Source organism: Streptomyces sp. NBC_00076 (assembly GCF_045041235.1).
In the GTDB taxonomy this organism is placed as follows: domain Bacteria; phylum Actinomycetota; class Actinomycetes; order Streptomycetales; family Streptomycetaceae; genus Streptomyces.
This window is the reverse complement of the sequence record NZ_CP108242.1, coordinates 9,479,348-9,500,608: the sequence shown is the minus strand read 5'-3', so window position 1 is coordinate 9,500,608 and position 21,261 is coordinate 9,479,348. Positions and strand designations below refer to the sequence as shown.

Sequence of the window (21,261 nt, the reverse complement as noted above, 5' to 3'; positions counted from 1 at the left end):
CGATAGTCTGGACACCATGAAGTCGCACCAGAGCACCCAGACGATGAAGCCCGCGACCGCGGCGAAGAAGCTGGGTGTGTACCTCCCGGCCACCCCCGCAGAGTTCCAGGAGGGCGTCGTCACCCGCACGGAGCTGAACGAGCTGCAGGCGAACCCGCCCGAGTGGCTGCGGGAGCTGCGGCGCACCGGCCCGCACCCCCGCCCGGTGGTGGCGGCGAGGCTCGGGGTGTCCATCGCCGGGCTGGCCCGCGGCGGAGTCACGGAGGCGCTCACCACCGAGCAGATCGAGGAGCTCCGGGAGGAGCAGCCGGACTGGCTGGAGAAGGAGCGCGCCACGCAGGCCGAGGTCCGCAAGGAGACGGCCCGCATCAAGCAGAAGAACGCCGAGCGGCCCGAGCCCTCCTGACCTTCCGACGGGTCCTGCCCGGCCTTTCCGACCTGACCCTGGCCGGCCTCGGCGACTGAGTTCCGCCAGCCTTCCCGACCGGGTCCTGCCCGGCCTTGGCAACTGAGTTCTGCCGACCTTACCGACCGGGTTTTGCGCGACGGGGGCGACCGAGTTCCGCCGGCTTTTCCGACCGAGTTCTACTCGGTCTTGCCGACCGGGTCCCGGCCGGCCCCGCCCGCCGAAGAGGCCCGGCGGGTCAAGCCCCCGCCCCCCCCCCGGCTGGTCAGCCCGGCGGGGCCACCCGCAAGCTCAGCGCCCCAGGGACCACCCGGCAGGTCAGCGCGCCAGGGCCGATCGCGCTTCCGCGAGGGCCTGTTCGGCGTAGCCGCGGCCGAAGAGCGCGGCGTGCACCAGGAGCGGGAAGAGCTGGTGCGGCCCGATTCGGTCCCTCCAGCCGTCGGCGAGCGGCGCCGCCTCCTGATATCCCTCCAGCACCCGGTCCAGGTGGGGGCAGCCGAAGAGGTGGAGCATCGCGAGGTCGCTCTCGCGGTGGCCGCCGTGTGCGGCCGGGTCGATCAGCCACACATGGCCGTCGGCGCCCCACAGCACGTTGCCGTTCCACAGGTCGCCGTGCAGCCGGGCGGGCGGTTCGGCCGGGCCCGCCAACTCCGGCAGCCGCGCGCAGAACTCTTCGATCACGGCTGCTTCGGCGGGGCGCACGGTGCCGGCGTCGACAGCCAGGCGCAGGTAGGGCAGCACCCGGTGCTCGGCGTACCAGTCGGGCCAGTCGCCACCGTCGATGTTCCGCATCGGGGCGCGTCCGATGTACGCGTCCTCAGGACCGCCGGGCGGTGGGGCGCCGAACGCGGGTGCGCCAAGGGTGTGCAGGGCGGCCAGGTCCCGGCCGAACCGATCGGCTGCAGCCGCGCTCGGCCGTCCCTCGGGAACCCGGTCGATCACCAGCCAGCGCGGATCGTCACCGTGCACGGCGGGGACCCGGACCGCTCCGGCCTCGGCCAGCCAGCGCAGCCCCGCCGCCTCGGCCCGCACCGCGCCGGGGCCCTCGCCCCGCTTGACCACCACCGACCGCCCGTCGTCGAGGGCGACTTCGGCCAGCGCCCCGGACAGCGGGCGCACGTCATGCGCCGGACGCCCCGTGAGCCGCGCCGCCACGGCACAGGGCCCCTCGTCGCCGTCGAGCGTCCTGCGGCGGTTCATGCCGTATCCAGCCATGTCCCGACGGGCGCGGTCGGCGTGCCGTCGGCGGGTGCGTGGAGTTCTCGGAGGTACCAGGGAAGGTTGCTGTACACGTTCAGCAGTGTGCACCCGAGCAGGTCGGCCGCAGAGAGATCCAGCCACATGCCTGGCGCGTACCCCGTCCCGGGCCGCCTGCGCACCAAGATCACCCCTCACCAAGGTGTGGCACCGGTGAAATGTTTCGGCCATGTATTGACATGCGGAAGAAACGATTCGTAGCTTGGGCCCTCATTTAGATTCGTGAAGCAAGTTCACGGATATGAACGGAGAGTGTCCATGGGCGATCGCCGACGACGTCGCCGCCTGGCTGCCGCGATCACCGTCGCGGGCTTGACGTTCGGAACAGCGGCCTGTGGCTCCGGTTCCGACAGTGCCGGCGGCGGAGGCCCGAACACGCTGGAGGTGTGGACCCGGAGCAATCCGGACGACGCCGCCACCTACGATCGCGTGTTCGCCGCCTTCACCAAGAAGACCGGGATCAAGATCGACTACCAGCCGGTCGTCAACTTCGACCAGCAGCTCCAGAGCCGGGCGTCCACCAAGGATCTGCCCGACGTCATGATCAACGACACCGCCCTGATGGGCAGTTACCAGAGCCAGGGCCTGCTCAAGCCCATCGATCCCGAGTCGATCGCGGGCAGCGACCAGATCACCGACAAGAGCTGGTCGTCCACCGTGGGCCTCGACGGCAAGCACTACGGCATCCCGTACTCCCGCCAGGCCATGACCCTGATGATCCGCAAGGACTGGCTGCGCGAGCTCGGCCTCCAGGCGCCCACGACGTGGCAGGAGATGCTCACCGTCGCCAAGGCCTTCGCCGCCAAGGACCCCGACGGCGACGGCAAGGCCGACACCTACGGCATGGTCGTCCCCGGCAGCGCCCAGAACGGCTACGCCGCCTGGTGGGGTGCCAGCTACCTCTGGCAGGGCGGCGCGAAGATCATCGAACCGGACGGCAACGGCGGCTACCGACCGGCCATGGACTCGGCGGCGGCCGTGCGCACCGTCACCTGGATGAAGGACAACCTCTTCTGCGGTGACAACGGTGTCATCCAGCCGGGAGCGCTCACGGCCATCACCGGCAACGCCACCAACTTCCAGGACGGCAACGCCGGCATGTACCTCACCGGCCCCTACAACATGACCACCTTCGACGGCACGGTCGGCAAGGACAAGTACGAGGTCGTGGCCGCCCCCGCGGGCCCGGCCGGGTCCGACGTGCTGGCCGACGGCGAGAACGTCTACTTCGGCGCAAAGACCGGCAAGACGGCGAAGGAGCAGGCCCTGGGCGCGTTCCTCGTCTCCCCCGAGGGCCAGAAGATCGCCATGACCAGCGTCGACGGCCACCAGCCCGTCGTACGTATCCCCGTCAACTCCACGCTGGACGCCGCCAAGGTGCGCGACGACGCCCGCTGGAGCGTCGTGCAGAAGGCGTACGAGCACGCCTCGGAGCAGTTCCCGAACGCGCCCGACTTCGCCCCGATCAAGCAGGACACCGCGGACAGCCTCAACGCGATCTTCACGTACTGCGGCAGCGACGTCAGTTCGAGCCTCAAGGAACTCAACGACACCCTCGCCGGTGACCTCAAGGACCAGGACCTGTTGAAATGACCGCTACCGTGACACCGCCCGTGGCGCGCAGAGCCCGGGTCCTCAGCAAGAAGGCCGTCCTTCCCTGGGTGTTCCTCGCCCCGGGTCTGCTGCTCGCACTGGTCTTCAAGTTCCTGCCCATGGGCAAGGGCGTCTGGCTCAGCTTCTTCGAGGTACGGCCCTTCCTCGGGGACAAGTGGGTCGGCCTCGACAACTACACCCGGGTGCTGACCGACCACCGCTTCCAGGACGCCATCGGCCACACGCTCCTCCTCGGTCTCGGCCAGTCCCTCGGCGCGATCCTCGTCGGCTTTCTGCTGGCGCTGCTCCTCGAAGGCCAGGCCCGGTCCCTGAAGATCATGCGTACGGCCGTCTTCCTGCCGGTGGTCACGGCGACCGCCGTGGTCGGCGAGATGTGGCGGCTGCTGTACTACCCGACCTCCGACGGTCTGATCAACCACGGCCTCGGCTTCCTCGGCCTCGGGCCCACGCCGTTCCTCGACAATCCGAACACCGCGCTGTGGGCGACCATGGTCATGAGCGTCTGGATGCTCGCCCCCTACAACATGGTGATCATCCTCGCCGGTCTCGCCGGCGTGGACCGGACCCTGTACGAGGCCGCCGCGATGGACGGCGTCTCGCTCTGGCAGCGGCTGCGCTACGTGACACTGCCCGCGATCCGCCCGGCGCTGGGCATCGTCCTCACCCTCGCCGCGATCCGCGGCCTGCGCGTGTTCACCGAGGTGTTCGTCCTCACCGGTGGCGGCCCGGCCGGGTCCACCGAGGTCTGGATGACCCGCGCCTACACGCTCGGCTTCACCCGCAACGACATCGGCGGCGCCTCCGCGGCCTCCGTGGTGCTGCTCTGCGTGACCCTGCTGCTGACCGTCACGGTCAACTACTTCCGCAAGAGGGGAGACGTGCGATGAGCGCACCCGCCATCGACCCCGTCCGGACACCGGCTCCGGCCGCCGCGACGGGCAGGGCCGCCGGGTCCCGGCGCGCCACCCCCGCCCGCTTCGACACCGCGCTCGGCTGGAGCGACCGGCCGGGTGTCGCCTGGGGACTCAGGATCCTGCTGTGCGCGATCGCGCTCGGCGTGTTCGCGGCGCCGTTCCTGACGATCCTCTCCGGGGCCTTCACCACGCACGCCAGCGGCTCGTCGCTGTCCTTCCTCCCGCACGACAGCACGCTGCAGAACTTCAAGGTCGCGGGCGAGCGCGGGATCTGGGACTACTTCACCAACTCCCTCGTCATAGCGGGCGGCGCGCTGCTGCTCCAGCTCGCGGTGTCGGTACTCGCCGCGTACGCGCTGGCCCGGCACAGGTTCCGTGGCCAGGCGCTGATACTGACCCTGTTCATGCTGACGATGATGCTTCCCGAGGAGGTCATCGCGATCCCGCTGTCCCTGGTCCTCGGTCACGTTCCGGTGGTCGGCCTGGATCTGAAGGGCACCGCCTGGGGCGTGATCCTGCCGCTCGGTGCCTGGGGCTTCTCCGTGATGCTCCTGACCGAGTTCATGAAGGACATCCCCACCGAGATCGAGGAGGCCGCCCGGCTCGACGGCGTGGGCGAGTTCAGGATGCTGTGGCAGGTCGTCCTGCCGCTGTGCAAGCCCGCCCTCGGTGTGGCCGGCGTGCTCGGCTTCGTGATGATCTGGGACCAGTACCTGCTGCCCCTGATCGCCTCCAAGGACCCCACCGACTACACGGTCACCGTCGCCCTGTCCATCCTGCGCACCGACCCCGAGGTCGGCTCCGGGGTGGTGCTCGCCGGTGCGGTCATCGCCCTCGTCCCCAGCCTGATCGTCTATGTGCTCCTCCAGCGCTCGCTGGTCACCGGCATCGCGGCCGGGGCCACCAAGGGCTGACCCCGCTGATCCCACCCCCCACACACACTCGCAGTTACGAGGGAGACATGAAGTTCCACGGAGTGCTGTTCTTTCCGGTCACGCCGTTCGCCGCCGACGGGTCACTGGACGAGGGACGGCTCGCCCAGCACATCGAGGCCGGTGTGGCCGCGGGCGCGGGCGGTGTGTTCGTCGCCTGCGGCACCGGCGAGTTCCACGCGCTGACGTCCGACGAGATCGAGCGGGCCACGCGGGTCGCGGTCAAGGCGACCGCGGGCCGGGTGCCGGTCCTGGCCGCCGCGGGCGGCCCGACGCCGGTCGCCCGCGACCAGGCGGCCCGCGTCGAACAGGCGGGCGCCGACGGCATCCTGCTGCTGCCGCCGTATCTGGTGAGCGCCCCGCAGCAGGGTTTGGTGCGGTACGTCGAGGAGGTCACCGCCGCCACCCGCCTGCCCGTCGTCTTCTACCAGCGCGGCACCGCCCGGCTCACCGATTCGACGGCCGCCGAGCTCGCCGCCCTGCCGAACGTCGTCGGTCTCAAGGACGGCATCGGCGACATCGAGCGGATGCACCGCATCGTTCGCGCGGTGCGCGCGGTGCCGGGCGGGGCGGACTTCCAGTTCTTCAACGGCCTGCCCACCGCCGAGATGACCGCGCCGGCCTACCGCGGTGTCGGCGTCGACCTGTACTCCTCCGCGGTGTTCGCCTTCGCTCCGGAGATCGCTCTGGCCTTCCACACGGCGCTCACCGAGGGCGACGAGACGCTCGTCAACACACTGCTCGACGAGTTCTACGGCCCGCTCGTCGCCCTCCGTGACGAGGTCCCCGGCTACTCCGTGTCCCTCGTCAAGGCCGGTGTGACGCTGCGCGGCCTGGACGTGGGCGGGGTACGGGCGCCGCTGCTGGACCCGACGCCCGAGCACGTCGCCCGGCTCGCGAAACTTCTCGAGCACGGCCTGGAGGTGATCGCCGCATGAGCACCGCCGGTGACACGAGGATCCGCGAACTGATCGTCACCCCGATCGCCTTCGGTGACCCGCCGCTGCTCAACTCCAACGGAGTCCACGAGCCCCTCGCGCTGCGCGTGATCCTCCAACTCGTGCTGGAGGACGGCACGGTGGGGCTCGGTGAGTCGACGGGCGGCACCACACGGCTGGAACGACTTCAGGCGGCGGCGAAGACGGTCATCGGGATGGACGTCTTCGACACGACGGCCGTCGCGGCCGCGATCGACGCCGCCCTGCTGCCGACGGTGCCCAGCTCCCACGAACGGGGCTGGACCACCTCCGCGGTGGAGGTGGCCTGCCTCGACGCGCAGGGCAAGCTGCTCGGGCGCCCGGTCAGCGACCTGCTCGGGGGCGCGGTCCGCGACTCCGTGCCGTTCGCCGCGTACCTCTTCTACAAGTGGGCCGAGCACCCCGCCCTCGACGGCCGCGCGGCAATCGGCGACGACTGGGGCGAGGCCCTGGACCCGGCCGGCATCGTCGAGCAGGCACGGCTGATGCAGGAGCGGTACGGCTTCCGGTCGTTCAAACTCAAGGGCGGCGCCTTCCCGCCCGACGAGGAGATCGCCGCGATCAGGGCACTGGCGGAGGCGTTCCCGGGGCAGCCGCTGCGGCTGGACCCCAACGCCGCCTGGACGGTGGAGACCTCGAAGTACGTAGCCCGTGAACTCGCCGACGTACTGGAGTACCTGGAGGATCCGACCGGGGGCATCCCCGGCATGGCGGAGGTCGCGAAGGACTCGCCGCTGCCGCTCGCGACCAACATGTGCGTGGTCGCCTGGGAGCATCTGAGGCCCGGGATCGAGCAGAACGCGATCCAGGTCCTGCTGACCGACCACCATTACTGGGGCGGGCTGCGCCGCACCCGTGAACTGGCCGCCGTCTGCGAGGCGTTCGGGCTCGCGCTGTCCATGCACTCCAACTCGCACCTCGGCATCAGCCTCGCCGCCATGACCCACGTGGCCGCCGCCATCCCGAACCTCGACCACTCCTGCGACACGCACTACCCGTGGAACTCGGCGGACGACGTGATCGTCCCCGGCGCGCTGGAGCTGCGCGACGGCGCCGTCAAGGTCCCCACCGGCCCGGGCCTCGGTGTGGAACTGGACCACGAGGCGCTGGAGCGGCTGCACCGGCGGTACGTGGACTCCGGGATGCGCGGCCGTGACGACACCGGATACATGCAGCGGATCCAGCCGGAGTACGAGCTCAGGCTCCCGCGCTGGTGAGGGGACGCGCGCAGGCCTCGACGAGACGGATGACGCGTCGCGGGTGCCCCGGGCGGGGGTAGTGCTCCGTGCCCGGCCACTGCTCTACGCGTGAGCCGGGCACGTGACGCCGCGTCCCGGGGCGGCTGCCCCGGCCGGACGTCCACACGGTCAGGGCGGGCCGGGCACGGCGGCGCGGGTGGCCGGGGGCGCCCAGGGTGTCGGGGCCGGCCAGGTCCGTGCCGTCTCCTCGCCGGGGGCGGGCGGACCTCCCCGGCGCGCTGCCCCGCCCGCTCCCGGCACCGTCACTCGGCGCGCGGGACGTCTTACGACGGTCACTCGCAGCGCGAACCGCCGTACACCATCCCGTTGGCGCGAACCTCCGCACACCGTCGCGATCAGGACGGGACTGGTCCGACCGGGCGGCCTGCCGGGACGGTGAGCGACGCTCTTCCCCACAGCGCACGCGCGGCGCACGCGCGGGCCGGCCACCCGGTGGCTCCGCTCATCGCAGGGTGAGCGGGGTCTCGGACTCGAGACGGGACAGCTTCTCGGGGTTGCGGACGTAGTAGAGGCCGGTGATGCGGGCGTTTTCGAGACGGATCGCCATGACGCCGTCGATCTCCCCGTCCAGGCGCACGAGGAGTGCCGGGCTGCCGTTGACCACGGTGGGAGTGACGGTGATCGGGCGCTCGTTCTTGCCGAGACCGCCGATCATGAAGCGGGCCACCTTGTCGGCGCCGGTGATCGGCCGCAGCGCTGCCTGCTTGATGCCGCCGCCGTCGCCCATGAGGACGACCTCTGGGGCGAGCACGTCAAGCAGACCCTGCGGGTCCCCGGTCTCGAGTACGCGCCGGAACGCCTCCAGTGCCGCCCGCGTCTCGCTCGCGGAGACCACCTCGCGAGGACGGCGGGCCTCGACATGCCGACGGGCCCTGTGGGCGATCTGGCGTACGGCCGCGGGGCTCTTGTCGACGGCGGCCGCGATCTCCTCGTAGCTGACGTCGAAGGCCTCGCGCAGCACGAAGACGGCGCGCTCGGTCGGCGACAGCGTTTCGAGGACGAGCATGAGCGCCATCGACACGCTCTCGGCGAGCTCGACGTCCTCGGCCACGTCCGGCGCCGTGAGCAGCGGCTCGGGCAGCCAGGGGCCGACGTACGCCTCCTTGCGGCGGCTCATGCTGCGCAACCGGTTGAGGGACTGCCGGGTCGTGATCCGGACCAGGTAGGCACGCTGGTCGCGTACCTGGTCCAAGTCGACCTTGACCCATCGCAGCCAGGTTTCCTGGAGGACGTCCTCCGCGTCGGCTGCCGATCCGAGCATTTCGTAGGCGACGGTGAAGAGCAGGTTCCGGTGGGCGACGAACGTCTCGGTCGCCGGATCGGTGGAGTGGTCGCTCATGTCTCGACCCCTTTCATTGGTAGCCCTTCCCTTGGTTGCCGCTAGCCGGTGAAAGGCTGCGGGCCGAAGCGGCCCCACGCGACGAAGACGGCAAGCGCGAGGTAGACCGAGTTCAGCAGCACGAACATGAACTGGCCGAGGCGGCCATGGGTGATCATCGCGCCTGCCATGAGCAAAACCCAGCAGATTGCGGTCACCGGCACCATGACCGGTGCGATGTCGAGCACGGCCGGCAGGGTCAGGCCGACCGCGGCCAGGATCTCGAGGACCCCGAGTGTTCTGACGAAGCCGACGTCGGCGTCCTGGGTCCACTCCCCGCCGTGCTGAACGGCGAGCTTCTCCTTCGGTACGAACGCCTTGGTGAGGCCGCCGACCAGGGCGACCGCGGCCAGCAGTCCGGTGGCGATCCACAGAGTGAGGTTCACGGGTTCTCTCCTTGCCTTGCGCAGGCGGCTCCGGCTTCTCGGGAAGCCCTCCGGCATGAGGACACCGGGCGGCGCACTGTTGTGACAGGCCGAGACGCCGACGGTCCGTTGCTCAGATACTCAGAGCTGGGCTGTTTTGTTCGGGGGCGGCCGGCGCCTCAGCGCGCTTGGCCTGCAGCGCTTCCCGACGCTTGGCACCTCCCGAGACGCGGTGCAAGCGGTACGAACCCGGCTTGCGTGCCTCGCCGGCCAGGTGCTTGACGATGCCCGTGCACACGAACTCCTTGAGCTTCGCGCCAGGGCGGCCGTCGATGTGGAACCACAGCGCGATGTCGTTCCGGTGGGCGAACTGGAAGATGCCGGCGCGTCGGCCCAGGCTGATGCACTGGCCGGCGAACGCCTGGTTGAGGGTCGACGGCTGCTCCCCGTCGATCCGGCTGAGCACCGTGTCGGCCGCCCGCGCGCCCAGCGGCATCGCCGCCTGGCAGCTCATCCGCAGGGGCAGGCCCGACGGTGCCGCGGAGTCACCGGCCGCGACGATGCGTGCGTCGTCGACGCTCGTCAAGGTCTCGTCCGTGAGCAGGCGACCCAGGGGGTCGGTGCTCAGCCCGCTGCGGTCGGCCAGGTCCGGCACGCCGAATCCGGTGGTCCAGATGGTCACCTCGCTCGGCAGCTCACGGCCGCCACTGAGCCGGACGGCCTCGCGTGTCACAGCCGTCACCGTCGCGTCGGGGCCTTGGAGCACGGTCACCCCGAGTGCGGCGAACCGCTTGGCAACGGAGCGTCGGCCCCGAGGATGCAGGTACGGGCCGAGTACCTCTCCGCAGACCAGGGTCACGTCACGGCCCTCCTCCGCCAGCTCGGCCGCGGTCTCGATGCCGGCCGGGCCGGCTCCGACGACCGTCACCGCGGCCGTCGCGGGCGTGGCGTCGAGGACCGGCCGCAGCCGCCCGGCCTCCTCGAAGGTGGCGATCGGGTAGGCGAACTCCGCCGCCCCGGGCACGCTCGGGTCGGCGCTGCCACTGCCCACCGCGTAGACCAGGTAGTCGTAGCCGACCGTGCCGCCCGTCGCCAGGCTCACTCTGCGCTCGGCCGCGTCGATCCGGGTCACGGTGTCGACCACCAGCCGGACGCCCTCCGCCAGGACCTCCCGGTAGTCGACGACCGCGTCGTGGGAACCGCCCACCAGCTGGTGCAGGCGGATCCGCTCGACGAAGGTCGGGCGCGGGTTGATCAGAGTCACTGTCACGTCGTCGCGCTGTGTCAGGCGGTCGGCCGCCATGACGCCGGCGTATCCGCCGCCGATCACGACCACATCGATGTTCTCGGTCTTGTCCATGGTCGCGGTCTTGTCGATGTTCTCAGTCATGGTGTCTCCTCCGTCTCCAGGGGTTCGGCATCAAGACACCGCCTGATCGATCGCTGTGACAGCTTGTGAGGCAGATCACTCCACGGGCGGGAGCACGTGGGCACGGCCGCCCGGTTCCAGGGCGCTGAAAGCGTCGTGAAACCGCGCTGAATGCGCCCTGCCGCACTCTCTGCGGCATGACGACAACGACATCGCACTCACCCGCCATCGCGGCCAAGGGGCTGCGCAAGGCGTACGGGGACAGGACGGTCCTCGACGGCATCGACCTGGCGGTGCCGGCCGGCACCGTCTTCTCCCTGCTCGGCCCGAACGGTGCCGGCAAGACCACCGCCGTCAAGATCCTCTCCACCCTCATCACCGCCGACGCCGGCGACCTGCGCGTCGGCGGCCACGACCTGGCCGTCGACCCGCAGGCCGTGCGCGCCGCGATCGGCGTCACGGGTCAGTTCTCCGCCGTCGACGGCCTGATCACCGGCGAGGAGAACATGCTCCTCATGGCGGACCTGCACCACCTCCCCCGCGGCGAGGGCCGCCGCACCGCCGCCGAACTCCTTGAGCGCTTCGACCTGGTGGAGGCCGCGAAGAAGCCCGTCTCGACCTACTCCGGCGGCATGAAGCGCCGCCTCGACATCGCCATGACGCTGGTCGGCGGCCCGCGGATCATCTTCCTCGACGAGCCGACCACCGGCCTCGACCCGCGCAGCCGCCACACCATGTGGGGGATCATCCGCGAGCTCGTCTCCGACGGGGTGACCGTCTTCCTCACCACCCAGTACCTGGAGGAGGCCGACGAGCTCGCCGACCGCATCGCGGTGCTGCACGACGGCAAGATCGCCGCCGAGGGCAGCCCGGACGAGCTGAAGCGGATCGTCCCGGGCGGGCACGTGCGGCTGCGGTTCGCCGACCCGGTCGCGTACCAGTCCGCCGCCGTCGCCCTGCGCGAGGTCACCAGGGACGACGAGGCGCTGTCGCTGCAGATCCCCAGCGACGGCAGCCAGCGCGAGCTGCGCGCCATCCTCGACTGGCTGGACTCGGCCGGCGTCGAGTCGGACGAGCTGACCGTGCACACCCCCGACCTCGACGACGTGTTCTTCGCCCTGACCGGCGGCACCGACGTCCCCAACCAGCCCAAGGAGACCGTCCGATGAGCGCCCCCCTGGCTTCCGCCCGCCCGACCCGGATGTCCCTCGCGGTACGCGACTGTTCCACGATGCTGCGCCGCAACCTGCTGCACGCGCGGCGCTACCCGTCCATGACCCTGAACCTGCTGCTCACGCCGATCATGCTGCTGCTGCTCTTCGTCTACATCTTCGGCGACGCGATGAGCGCGGGCATCGGTGGCGGCCGCGCGGACCGCTCCGCCTACATCGCCTATGTCGTCCCGGGCCTCCTGCTGATGACCGTCGGCTCCACCGTGATCGGGGCCGCGATCTCCGTCTCCATGGACATGACCGAGGGCCTCATCGCCCGCTTCCGCACGATGGCGGTCTACCGCGGCTCCGTGCTCGTCGGGCACGTCGTCGGCAGCGTGCTGCAGGTGCTCGCCAGCCTGGTCCTCGTCGGTGCCATCGCCGTGGCCATCGGCTTCAGGTCCACGGACGCCACGGCCCTGGAGTGGCTGGCGGCGTTCGGGCTGATCGCGCTGTTCACCCTGGCGCTCACCTGGATCGCGGTCGGGATGGGCATGGCCAGCCCGAACCCCGAGGCGGCCGGCAACATGGCGACGCCGCTGATCCTCCTCCCGCTCATCTCGAGCGCCTTCGTCCCCATCGACGCGATCCCGGGCTGGTTCCAGCCGATCGCCGAGTACCAGCCCTTCACGCCCGCCATCGAGACCCTGCGCGGCCTGCTGCTCGGCACCGAGATCGGCAACAACGGGTGGATCGCGATCGCCTGGTGCGTCGCCCTGATCGCGCTCGGCTACCGCTGGTCGACCTCGCTGTTCAACCGCGACCCGAAGTAACCGCCATGACAGCGCGGGCCGCGTCCCGCAGCTCGTCCCGGCCCAGGGCGGCGTATTCCGACACCGCGTCGGCGTACGCCGCCCTGGCAGCGTCCCCGGCGGCCTCGACCGCCTGCCGGGCGCGGTCACGGGACATCGTCGGCTGGAACTCGCGCAGCACCCGCAGCCGTTCGGCCAGCGCGATCATCCGTACGGCGGTGGCGTCACCGGACGCCAGCCCCGCCATGCCCAGCGCGTGCAGCACCGTCCCGAACAGGGGGAGCTCCGTGGGCGCGCCGGACGGAGCGGAGAGCTGCGTCCGCAGCGCCTGACGCAGCCGGTCGACCGGCCCCGCGACAAGTTCGAGACGGCCGGCGTGCGCGTGTGCCGTCACCACCGCCGCCTGGATCTGCAGCGCCCACCGGTCGAAGAAGGGGTCGCCGCCCTGCGAACCGACCGCGGGCATCCGCTCCAGGGAGCCGCGCCACAGGCCGAGCCCGACCTCGGTCAGCCCGCGGGCGAGCGCGATCTCGGCGCGCCCGCCGAAGTCGGGGCTGTAGAAGTCGTCCTTCTGCGGTCTGTTTTCGCCCTCCGCCTGCCGCAGCCAGTACTCGGCCTCGTCGGGGTCGCCACGCTGCAGGCAGGCGAGGACGAGGCCCCAGCGGATACCGATGCTGTCGTGCTCGTCGCCGAGCCGCGGCAGCTCCTCCAGCGCCGCCTTGAGGTGCCTGTACGCGGCCTCGCCCTGCTCCGTCTGCATGTACAGCTCACTCAGCCGAGCATGGCCCATGACCTGCAGGAACGGAGTGTCGACCGGCGCCAGTGCGGCGATGATCCCGCGAGCCGAGGCGAGCGCGCGGTCGATGTCCTGCTCGTACTCCCAGACGTAGGTGGCGACGCCCTCGGCGACGCCGGCGAGCAGCGGCTGCTCGCTCTCGCAGAGCCCCCGCAGCACGTCGTAGTCGGGAGGGAGCATCTCAGGGACCGCACTCAGCACGATCGCGATGGCGCGCAGCAGCGTGTCCGGCGGGGCCGGGGGCAGCCGCCGGAGGGTGACGAGCTGGCGTACGGCGTGCGGGCCGAAGCCCATGAACAGGCTCGCTGTGCACAACACGGCGGCGGCGCGGGCGACTTCGACGTATTCGGGGTCGGGGTAGTAGTGCGACAGCGGCGGACCGGTGTCCGCGGCGAGGGCGGTGAGGCGGGGGTAGTTGGAGCCGGTGGACCACAGGGCGGCGAGGACGGCGGTGAGGGCAGCCGTGGTGGGGCCGTCCGTGCGGGCCAGGGCGTACCGCAGGGCCGACACCAGGTTGTCCTGCTCGGCCCTGATCCGCTCCCAGACGGTCCCCGGCTGCGAACCGAGGAGCCAGTCGTGGTGCGCGACCCCGAAGGCCCGCGCCCAGGCGAGGAACCGGCCGACGGCCCCCTCGTCCTCGCCCGCCTCCGCACGCCGGGCCGCGCTGAACTCCCGTACGGTCTCCAGCATCCGGAACCGCACGCCGGCCGGGGTGTCGGCGACGGTGAGCAGCGACTGATCGGCCAACTGCTCCAGCAGAAGCAACGCGTCCTCGCCGAGGACCTGCTCCGCCGCCTCGCCGGAGAAGCCGCCGGGGAAGACGGACAGCATGCGCAGCGCCGCCCTGGCTTCCTCGTAGAGCAGGTTCCAGCTCCAATCCACGACCGCGTGCAGCGTGCGGTGGCGCTCCGGTGCGTCCCGCGCCCCGCCGCGCAGCAGCGCGAACCGGTCGCCGAGGCGGCGGGCGATCTCCGGCACCGACAGCGCGCGCACCCGCGCCGCGGCCAACTCCATGGCGAGCGGCAGCCCGTCGAGGTGGCGGCACAGCTCGGCCACCGCGTCCGGCGGCAGCTCCACGCCGGGCCGGGCGGCCCGGGCCCGCTGCGTGAACAGCTCGACCGAGGTGCCGAGACCGAGCTCCGGCAGCGCGTACACCGCCTCCGACGTGAGGCCCAGCGGCCCCCTGCTGGTGGCGAGAACCCGCAGGTCCTTCGAGGACGAGACCAGGGACTGTACGAGGTCGGCGGCGCCCCGGATGACCTGCTCGCAGTTGTCAAGGACCAGCAGGGCGGGCCCGGAGCCGAGCACGCCGAGGATGCCGGACACCGGGTCGGCCGCGGCGGGGCCGCTCGCGGCGCCGTGCCGTTTTTCACCCGCGCCGAGCGCGGAGGACACCTCCGCGGCCACGTCCTCGTCCGCGGTGACGCCGGCGAGCGGCACGAAATACACCACGGGCTGCTCGGCCCGGCGGCCGACGGCGTGCGCGAGCCGGGTCTTGCCGAGGCCACCGGGGCCGACGACGGTGACGGCGCGGGAGGCGCCGAGCAGTCGCTCCACCGCCGCGATGTCCTCGTCCCGGCCGAGGAGCGGGTTCGGCTCGTGCGGCACGCCGTGTCTGACCGCGGGCGTCTCCCCGCGCAGCAGCTCCCGCTGTACGGCCTTGAGCCCGGCGCCCGGGTCCGTACCGAGCGTCTCGCGCAGCTCACGGCGGTACGCCTCGTACCGCGTCAGTGCTGCGGAGGGGCCCGCCGTCGCCGCTTCGCCGCGCAGCACCTCGGCGAGCACCTCCTCGTCGCGGGGATGCGCCGAGGCGAGCGCGGCCAGCGGCCCGGCCGCCTCCGCGTGCCGCCCCAGCCGGGCGAGCGCCAGCGCCCGCGCGCGGACGAGCGTGCCGTGCACGGGGGCACGCTCGGCGCGCAACGCGGCCACCGGGTCGTCGGTGTCGCCGGCCCCGTCAGGTGTGCCCTCCCACAGCGCGAGCCCGGTCTCGGCCTCGGCCAGCGATCCGGCGTGGTCCCCGGACCGGGCCCGGTCCGTGCTCTCGGCGGCGTGCAGCAGCAGGGCGGAGCTGTCGACCTGGTCCTGGGCGAGGGTGAGCCGGTATCCGGTCGGCGTGCTGGCGATGACGTCGGCGCCCAGCTGCGCCCGCGCCCTGGACACGAGGACCTGCAACGCCTTTCCCGGCCGCTCCGGCAACTCCTCCGGCCACAGCCCTGCCACCAGCCGCTCGGTGCTGCAGCCCGTGCGCAGGTCGCCCGCGAGCAGGGCGAGGAGGCCGCGGAGCCGGGGCGCGGTGACCTCCTGTCCGCGATAGGCGACACGCGGCAGCAGGGTCAGGTCGGTGGTCATCAGAGTCCTTTCGTGGATACTCCCGGCTTCAGCCGGGGGAGGAGACGAAAGCCCTGCGGAGCAGGGCACGGGGCGGGGTTTCGCCGTCAGGGCGAGAGACCGTGCTCTGACCTGCGGATTTGATCGTTACCTGTGGCGGCGCTAGTTTGTGAGCGTGGCCACGACGCATGTGAAGCGGGCGTTTAAGTACCGCTTCCACCCCACGGACGAGCAGGCAGCCGAGCTGTCGCGCACGTTCGGGTGCGTGCGGAAGGTCTACAACATGGCGCTCGCGGCCCGTACCGAGGCGTGGGCGCGTCAGGAACGGGTGAACTACAACGCGACGTCGGCGATGCTGACGGTGTGGAAGAAGACCGAGGAACTGGCGTTCCTCAACGAGGTGTCCTCGGTCCCACTCCAGCAGTGCTTGCGGCACTTGCAGACGGCGTTCACCAACTTCTTCGGCAAGCGGGCGAAGTACCCGCGTTTCAAGTCGAAGAAGAAGTCCCGCAGGTCCGCCGAGTACACCACCAGCGGTTTCCGTTTCCGCGACGGGAAGCTGATGCTGGCCAAGATGGAGCAGCCTCTGGACATCGTCTGGTCGCGTCCTCTCCCCGCGGGGGCGAAGCCGTCCACGGTGACCGTGTCCCAGGACGCGGCCGGGCGCTGGTTCGTCTCGATGCTGTGCGAGGACCCCGCCGTCCAGGCCCTCCCGGCCAACGGCAACGCGGTCGGCATTGATGTCGGTCTGGACCACCTCCTCACCCTGTCGACCGGGGAGAAGATCGCCAATCCCCGGCACGAGCGCCGTGACCGTGCACGGCTCGCCCTGGCCCAGCGCCGCCTGGCGAAGAAGACCAAGGGCAGCAACAACCAGGCCAAGGCCCGGCGGAAGGCCGCCAAGGTCCACGCCCGTATTGCCGACCGCAGGCGTGACGGGCTGCACAAACTGACCACTCGTCTCGTGCGTGAGAACCAAACGCTCGTGATCGAGGATCTGACCGTGCGCAACATGGTCAAAAACCGGAGTCTGGCTCGCGCCGTCAGTGACGCGGCATGGTCGCAGTTCCGAAGCATGCTGGAGTACAAGGCCGCCTGGTACGGGCGGGAAGTGATCGTGGTCGACCGCTTCTTCCCCTCTTCCAAGCTGTGCTCCACCTGCGGCACCTTGCAGGACAGGATGCCGTTGCACGTACGCACCTGGACCTGCGGCTGCGGAACGACCCACGACCGGGACGTGAACGCAGCGAAGAACCTGCTGGCCGTCGGACTGACGGTGACAGCCTGTGGAGCTGGTGTAAGACCTCAACGGAGAACTCCGGGCGGGCAGTCGGCGACGAAGCAGGAATCCCCACGGCACGAGCCGTAGGAATCCCCCTCGTTTACGAGGGGGAGGAAGTCAACCGTGCAGATTAGCCAACCCGGCGCCGGAACTCCCCCTGTGGGCCGAACTCCCGCCGCGCGGGCGGCCGGCCGGAGCCGCGCCGACCGATCCCGCCGCCGTGTCCGCGGCAGGTGACCGCGGTCGCGCCGCCGCGCGTCGGCCCAGGTCACTAACGTGCGGTGCATGGATCAGCGAACCGAACCGTCCGTGCGTCACTTCGACTACTGCCCCTGGCTGTTCGCCGAGGAGGCAAGCGAAGGTCAGCGTCTGGCCAAGCGAAAACGGCAGCAGTCGATAGGCGGGGACAGCGAGATCGGCGAGCGGTGCTACGTCGCCGAGTCGGCGGCGGTGTCCCGGACCGACTGCGGCTCGGGGACGGCTCGCGGGCCGGGACCGGTCCAGCGTGTCGATGAGGTCGCCGGTTGCCAGGCCACGCAGCTTCTCGACCCCGGCCGGGGCGGTGATGATGCGGGCGCGGATCTGGTTGAGGGTCTGAGTACGGGCCTTGACGGCCGAACTGCGGGCCACCCGCAGGGTGCGGATGGCCTCCACGATCCCGTTACGGGTCTTCGGGATGCCCGAGGCCCGGCCGGAGAGCACGGCGGTCGCGGCGGCGTAGGCGTCCACCGGGTCGGACTTGCCGTTGTCTCGCCGGGCCTTGCGGTCGGGGCGGTCGACCTCGATGACGGTGACACCCTGTGTGGTCAGGAAACGGGCGAGCCCGGCCCCATAGGCGCCGGTGCCCTCGATGCCCACCGCCAGAACCTCGCCATGTGAACGCAGCCAGTCGAGTAGCTGCTCATAGCCGGCGGGATCGGTTGGGAACGGCTCCCAGGTTCGCGACTGACCGACGCACGACGCCGCGTTCACCTGGGGTAAGTCGGCGCCGCAGCTCCCCTCCGACCTGGGTGGCCCGCACGTGACGAACTCCGTCCTCGACGAGGACGAGTGGACCGAGAGATACGTGACCGAGGGATACGTGGAGGCCTGGCTTCCCGTGCCATTCCCTTTCGGAAGGTACATGCCCGACCCTGTCCGAGGGCGCGGATCGTCGCGCCCTCGGACGGAGCGGTGACCGTGACTGAGGAGCGCACGCGTGGGCGAAATCGGGGAAACGGCCGTGCTGGTGACCGGCGGCAGCGGATTCGTCGGCAGCCATCTGGTGCGACGGCTGCTGGAGCGGGGCCACCGCGTCCACGCCACCGTACGCAGCGTCACGCACATGGCGAAGGCGCGCCCGCTGCGGCAGATGCAGCGGGCGTTTCCCGACCGGCTGACCCTGTTCGAGGCGGATCTGCTGCGGGAGGGATCCTTCGACGAGGCGATGACCGGCTGCCGGGTGGTCTTCCACGTGGCGTCGCCGTTCTTCATGCCGGAGAAGATCAAGGACGGCCGCCGGGACATGGTCGATCCCGCACTGCTCGGCACCCGCAACGTCCTGGCGAGCGTGGAGCGGACGCCGACGGTCGAACGGCTGGTGTTCACCTCCACCGTCGGCGCGGTCTTCGGCGACTACGCCGACGTCCTGGAGATGGACGATCAGGTGCTGTCGGAGAAGTACGTCAACACCACCAGCACGGTGGAGAACAATCCCTACCACTACGCGAAGGCGGTCGCGGAACAGGCCGCGTGGGAGGCGGAGGCGGCCCAGGACCGCTGGCGCATGGTGTCCGTCAACCCCGGCCTGATCCTGGGCCCTTCGCTCGCCCCCGCCTCGGAGTCCGGCAGCCTGTTCCTGCTGGAGGAGTTGTTCAAGGGCTACTTCTTCTACGGTGCCCCGGACTTCAGCTTCACGACGGCGGACGTACGGGACGTGGCCGACGCGCACATCGCCGCGGCGGAGCACGCCGACGCGAAGGGCCGCTACATCGTCGCGGCGCCGACGATGACGTCCTTCCACGAGATGGCACGGATCATCCGGACCCGGTATCCCCGCGATCCGCGCCTCCCCCGAACCGCCCTGCCGCACTGGCCGGTGCGGGTCCTGGGCCCGGCGTTCGGGCTCACCCAGGACTACATCCGCAAGCACCTCGGCATCCGGTTCCGGGTGGACAACAGCAGAAGCGTGCACGAACTGGGCCTCAACTACCGCCCGATCGAGGAGACTGTGCTCGATCACTACGAGGCGTGGCGACAACGAGCACGTAGGAGATGACACATTCATGCCCCCTGCAAGCACAGAGGGACGAAGGTCACAGCCACGTATCGGACATTTGACTCCTCAATCTTCACACTAGTCACACAAGTTGGCTAAGTTGGCTCATGGGCCACACGACTCCCTCCGGCGAACCCGCCGAGTCGCGTGCCCGAGCACGGAAGGAGCACGGCCCCCATGGCGCCGGAACGAACCTCGCGCCCCGGCGGAAACGGTCTCCCGGGTATGCGCAACTCCGCGCTGGCGACGGCGGCCCTCACCTCCGTGGCCCTGCTCTCGCAGACGGCGGGCGCGGCGGCCGCCACGGGAGACGACGCCCCGAGCCGCGACGAGGTCCAGCAGCGGGTCAACAGCCTCTACGACCGTGCCGAGACCGACACGGGGAACTACAACGCGACGCGGGCGGCGGCGATCCCGCGCCAGCGGGGCGGGGCGCCCGCGAGTGCCGATCGTCGCGGCGCCGGTCCGGCCACCGGCAACGCCCGTGAAACCGCCGCTCCCGCGCTCACCGACGTCGCCCGGCAGTGGTTCGACGTGGCCCGCACCAAGCTGGGCCCGACCACCCCTGCCGTCCTGCCGTCCGGCCGGACGCCTGCCCGTCCGACCCGCCCGCCAGAGACCCGGCCGCCCCGCCCGGCCGAGCGGCCGGCCAACGCCCTCGAAGGGCCGAGGACGCCAGACCGGGCCGTCCCGGAGCTGACCGCCGGGTCCGCCCCGGAGTTGACCGCCCGATCCGTTCCGGCGCTGCCGAGCGCCGCGGAGCCCTCGCAGGATGCCCCCAGGGCGCTGTCCGCCGCGTCCACCGCGCCTGCCGTACCCGCCGCCGACTCCGGATCGTCGCCGTTGCGGGCCACCAAGCAGCGCAACCAGCAAAAGCTCGCCCGGGCCGGCGAGTTGCTGGCCGCCCACCGCTCCGCGCAGCTCAGCACGCCGCTCACGGCGATCGAGTCCCGGCCGGCCGAGGCCACCTGGCCCGCTCCCGCGGAACCGGACTTCGCGCAGACCGGCACCCAGTGGCAGCTCCTCCCGCAGACCGACCTCACCCCGGATCTGCCGACCACCCCGAGCTACCCGCCGTCCGCGAACCTGCCGGCCGCTCCGAGCTACGCGCCGGCCGCGGACCTGCCGGTCACTGCCGACCCCACGTTCGTCAACCCCCTGACCGCCGACCCGGCCCCCGCGCTCACCCCGGGCCTCCCGGTCGACCACCCGGCCTTCACGACCACGTCCGGCCTGCCCACCGTCCAGGCCCCCGCGTACGGTGCGAACCTGCCGACCGACCCCGCCCCCATGCCCGCCCCCGGCCCGGTCGGCCCCGCCTTCGTACCCACACCCGATGCGGCCGCCGCCCCGGGCTCCGCATACGCCACGAACGCGATGACCGCACCGGCCACCGCACTCGCCCCCGGTCTCACGGTCGACCCCGCGTTCACGCCGTCACATGTCGTGCCCGTAACCCCGACGCCCGGCCTGCCCCACACCCAGGCCCCCGCGTACGCCACCAACCCGCCCGCCGCGGCCACCTTCACTCCGGGCAACGCCACCTCCGCGTACCCCGCCGGCCTGCCGACCGACCAGGGCTTCCCGCCCGGTCTCCCCGTCACCCCGGCCCCCGCGTACGCCACCACAGCACCCGTCGACCCGATCCCCGTGCCCGCCCCCGTCGCGCCCGTTCCGGCCGGCCAGGCGGCGGACGCGGGGTACGACCTCAAGGCCGCCAAGGTGGTCGCCTTCGCCCGCGCCCAGATCGGCCGGCCGTGCGTGTGGGGTGCGGCCGGGCCGGGATCGTACGACGCGGCCGGGCTGACCCAGGCCTCCTGGAAGGCCGCCGGGGTCGGCCTCCCACGCACCGCGCAGGGGCAGGCGACCGTCGGCACGGCGGTCCCGCTCGCCGAAGTCCGGGTCGGGGACCTGATCTTCTTCTTCGACGACCTCAGTCACGTGGGCCTCTTCGTCGGCAACGGCACGATGATCCACGCGCCGGGCCCCGGGTCTTACATCCGCGAAGAGTCTGTCTTCCACGCCGGCGAGTCGGCGATCCGCGGCGCGGTGCGCCCCGCCTGAGACCGGGCGCCGCCAAGGCGTCGTGCACGTCACGCCGGCCGGGCCGCGCGGGTTCACCTCGACCCTGCGCGCGCCCGGCCCGCTGTTTTTGAGCACTGCC

At 71.3% G+C, this 21,261-nt stretch carries 17 protein-coding genes; 11 read left to right on the top strand and 6 right to left on the bottom strand.

Annotated features, from left to right (window positions below):
- Positions 1-16 precede the first annotated feature (16 nt).
- Positions 17-406: a DUF5997 family protein gene (locus tag OHA64_RS42550; RefSeq protein ID WP_405622548.1), complete on the top strand. Its 390-nt coding sequence runs from the start codon at positions 17-19 to the stop codon at positions 404-406.
- Positions 407-724: 318 nt separating this feature from the next.
- On the opposite strand, the gene OHA64_RS42545 is transcribed toward OHA64_RS42550, so the two are convergent.
- Positions 725-1,606 (bottom strand): fructosamine kinase family protein, encoded by an 882-nt coding sequence (locus tag OHA64_RS42545; RefSeq protein WP_405622547.1) that lies wholly within the window; start codon positions 1,604-1,606, stop codon positions 725-727.
- A gap of 315 nt (positions 1,607-1,921) precedes the next feature.
- Between OHA64_RS42545 and OHA64_RS42540 the strand changes: the two genes are divergently transcribed.
- The 5 genes from OHA64_RS42540 to OHA64_RS42520 are packed head-to-tail and all read left to right on the top strand — an operon-like array spanning position 1,922 to position 7,317.
- Positions 1,922-3,256: an ABC transporter substrate-binding protein gene (locus OHA64_RS42540; RefSeq protein ID WP_405622546.1), complete on the top strand. Its 1,335-nt coding sequence runs from the start codon at positions 1,922-1,924 to the stop codon at positions 3,254-3,256.
- Positions 3,253-4,164 carry a carbohydrate ABC transporter permease gene (locus OHA64_RS42535; RefSeq protein ID WP_405622545.1) on the top strand — a complete coding sequence of 304 codons (912 nt, stop codon included), beginning with the start codon at positions 3,253-3,255 and terminating at the stop codon, positions 4,162-4,164. Before OHA64_RS42540 ends, OHA64_RS42535 begins: the two co-directional genes overlap by 4 nt.
- Positions 4,161-5,105 (top strand): carbohydrate ABC transporter permease, encoded by a 945-nt coding sequence (locus OHA64_RS42530; protein ID WP_405622544.1) that lies wholly within the window; start codon positions 4,161-4,163, stop codon positions 5,103-5,105. Before OHA64_RS42535 ends, OHA64_RS42530 begins: the two co-directional genes overlap by 4 nt.
- A 47-nt stretch (positions 5,106-5,152) precedes the next feature.
- Positions 5,153-6,061 (top strand): 5-dehydro-4-deoxyglucarate dehydratase, encoded by a 909-nt coding sequence (locus OHA64_RS42525; RefSeq protein ID WP_405622543.1) that lies wholly within the window; start codon positions 5,153-5,155, stop codon positions 6,059-6,061.
- The gene (locus tag OHA64_RS42520) at positions 6,058-7,317 is read left to right on the top strand and encodes a glucarate dehydratase family protein (protein ID WP_405622542.1); all 1,260 of its coding nucleotides are present in this window, start codon (positions 6,058-6,060) and stop codon (positions 7,315-7,317) included. The genes OHA64_RS42525 and OHA64_RS42520 overlap by 4 nt, the downstream gene beginning before the upstream one ends.
- A gap of 484 nt (positions 7,318-7,801) precedes the next feature.
- Here OHA64_RS42520 and OHA64_RS42515 read toward each other — a convergent pair whose 3' ends face one another.
- The 3 genes from OHA64_RS42515 to OHA64_RS42505 all read right to left on the bottom strand — a co-directional run bounded on the left by OHA64_RS42515 (position 7,802) and on the right by OHA64_RS42505 (position 10,492).
- Positions 7,802-8,698, bottom strand: a complete 897-nt coding sequence (locus OHA64_RS42515; RefSeq protein WP_405622541.1) for an RNA polymerase sigma-70 factor — start codon at positions 8,696-8,698, stop codon at positions 7,802-7,804.
- Between the two features lie 41 nt (positions 8,699-8,739).
- Entirely contained in the window at positions 8,740-9,123 is a 384-nt protein-coding gene (locus OHA64_RS42510) for a DoxX family protein (protein ID WP_405622540.1), read from the bottom strand.
- Between the two features lie 112 nt (positions 9,124-9,235).
- Complete coding sequence (locus OHA64_RS42505) at positions 9,236-10,492, bottom strand: NAD(P)/FAD-dependent oxidoreductase (RefSeq protein WP_405622539.1); 1,257 nt, start codon at positions 10,490-10,492, stop codon at positions 9,236-9,238.
- A 176-nt stretch (positions 10,493-10,668) separates the two neighbouring features.
- Between OHA64_RS42505 and OHA64_RS42500 the strand changes: the two genes are divergently transcribed.
- Both OHA64_RS42500 and OHA64_RS42495 read left to right on the top strand, forming a co-directional pair.
- Complete coding sequence (locus OHA64_RS42500; RefSeq protein WP_405622538.1) at positions 10,669-11,640, top strand: ATP-binding cassette domain-containing protein; 972 nt, start codon at positions 10,669-10,671, stop codon at positions 11,638-11,640.
- Entirely contained in the window at positions 11,637-12,455 is an 819-nt protein-coding gene (locus OHA64_RS42495) for an ABC transporter permease (protein ID WP_405622537.1), read from the top strand. The genes OHA64_RS42500 and OHA64_RS42495 overlap by 4 nt, the downstream gene beginning before the upstream one ends.
- Here the strand turns inward: OHA64_RS42495 and OHA64_RS42490 are convergent.
- Complete coding sequence (locus OHA64_RS42490; RefSeq protein ID WP_405622536.1) at positions 12,436-15,579, bottom strand: ATP-binding protein; 3,144 nt, start codon at positions 15,577-15,579, stop codon at positions 12,436-12,438. The genes OHA64_RS42495 and OHA64_RS42490 overlap by 20 nt on opposite strands.
- A gap of 154 nt (positions 15,580-15,733) precedes the next feature.
- On the opposite strand from OHA64_RS42490, the gene OHA64_RS42485 reads away from it, so the two are divergent.
- On the top strand, positions 15,734-16,927 hold the full coding sequence (locus OHA64_RS42485; RefSeq protein WP_405622535.1) for an RNA-guided endonuclease InsQ/TnpB family protein: 1,194 nt from the start codon (positions 15,734-15,736) through the stop codon (positions 16,925-16,927).
- A 30-nt stretch (positions 16,928-16,957) separates the two neighbouring features.
- On the opposite strand, the gene OHA64_RS42480 is transcribed toward OHA64_RS42485, so the two are convergent.
- Complete coding sequence (locus OHA64_RS42480; protein WP_405622534.1) at positions 16,958-17,965, bottom strand: transposase; 1,008 nt, start codon at positions 17,963-17,965, stop codon at positions 16,958-16,960.
- Between the two features lie 73 nt (positions 17,966-18,038).
- Between OHA64_RS42480 and OHA64_RS42475 the strand changes: the two genes are divergently transcribed.
- Together OHA64_RS42475 and OHA64_RS42470 are read left to right on the top strand one after the other, a co-directional pair.
- On the top strand, positions 18,039-19,097 hold the full coding sequence (locus OHA64_RS42475; RefSeq protein ID WP_405622533.1) for an NAD-dependent epimerase/dehydratase family protein: 1,059 nt from the start codon (positions 18,039-18,041) through the stop codon (positions 19,095-19,097).
- Between the two features lie 177 nt (positions 19,098-19,274).
- Positions 19,275-21,161 (top strand): NlpC/P60 family protein, encoded by a 1,887-nt coding sequence (locus tag OHA64_RS42470; RefSeq protein ID WP_405622532.1) that lies wholly within the window; start codon positions 19,275-19,277, stop codon positions 21,159-21,161.
- Positions 21,162-21,261 lie beyond the last annotated feature (100 nt).

What these genes read in the sequence shown, in the direction of transcription:
- OHA64_RS42550 (WP_405622548.1), top strand. Translation starts at nt 17, where the DNA reads ATGAAGTCGCACCAGAGCACCCAGACGATGAAGCCCGCGACCGCGGCG.
- OHA64_RS42545 (WP_405622547.1), bottom strand. Translation starts at nt 1,606, where the DNA reads ATGAACCGCCGCAGGACGCTCGACGGCGACGAGGGGCCCTGTGCCGTG.
- OHA64_RS42540 (WP_405622546.1), top strand. Translation starts at nt 1,922, where the DNA reads ATGGGCGATCGCCGACGACGTCGCCGCCTGGCTGCCGCGATCACCGTC.
- OHA64_RS42535 (WP_405622545.1), top strand. Translation starts at nt 3,253, where the DNA reads ATGACCGCTACCGTGACACCGCCCGTGGCGCGCAGAGCCCGGGTCCTC.
- OHA64_RS42530 (WP_405622544.1), top strand. Translation starts at nt 4,161, where the DNA reads ATGAGCGCACCCGCCATCGACCCCGTCCGGACACCGGCTCCGGCCGCC.
- OHA64_RS42525 (WP_405622543.1), top strand. Translation starts at nt 5,153, where the DNA reads ATGAAGTTCCACGGAGTGCTGTTCTTTCCGGTCACGCCGTTCGCCGCC.
- OHA64_RS42520 (WP_405622542.1), top strand. Translation starts at nt 6,058, where the DNA reads ATGAGCACCGCCGGTGACACGAGGATCCGCGAACTGATCGTCACCCCG.
- OHA64_RS42515 (WP_405622541.1), bottom strand. Translation starts at nt 8,698, where the DNA reads ATGAGCGACCACTCCACCGATCCGGCGACCGAGACGTTCGTCGCCCAC.
- OHA64_RS42505 (WP_405622539.1), bottom strand. Translation starts at nt 10,492, where the DNA reads ATGACTGAGAACATCGACAAGACCGCGACCATGGACAAGACCGAGAAC.
- OHA64_RS42500 (WP_405622538.1), top strand. Translation starts at nt 10,669, where the DNA reads ATGACGACAACGACATCGCACTCACCCGCCATCGCGGCCAAGGGGCTG.
- OHA64_RS42495 (WP_405622537.1), top strand. Translation starts at nt 11,637, where the DNA reads ATGAGCGCCCCCCTGGCTTCCGCCCGCCCGACCCGGATGTCCCTCGCG.
- OHA64_RS42490 (WP_405622536.1), bottom strand. Translation starts at nt 15,579, where the DNA reads ATGACCACCGACCTGACCCTGCTGCCGCGTGTCGCCTATCGCGGACAG.
- OHA64_RS42480 (WP_405622534.1), bottom strand. Translation starts at nt 17,965, where the DNA reads ATGTACCTTCCGAAAGGGAATGGCACGGGAAGCCAGGCCTCCACGTAT.
- OHA64_RS42470 (WP_405622532.1), top strand. Translation starts at nt 19,275, where the DNA reads ATGGCGCCGGAACGAACCTCGCGCCCCGGCGGAAACGGTCTCCCGGGT.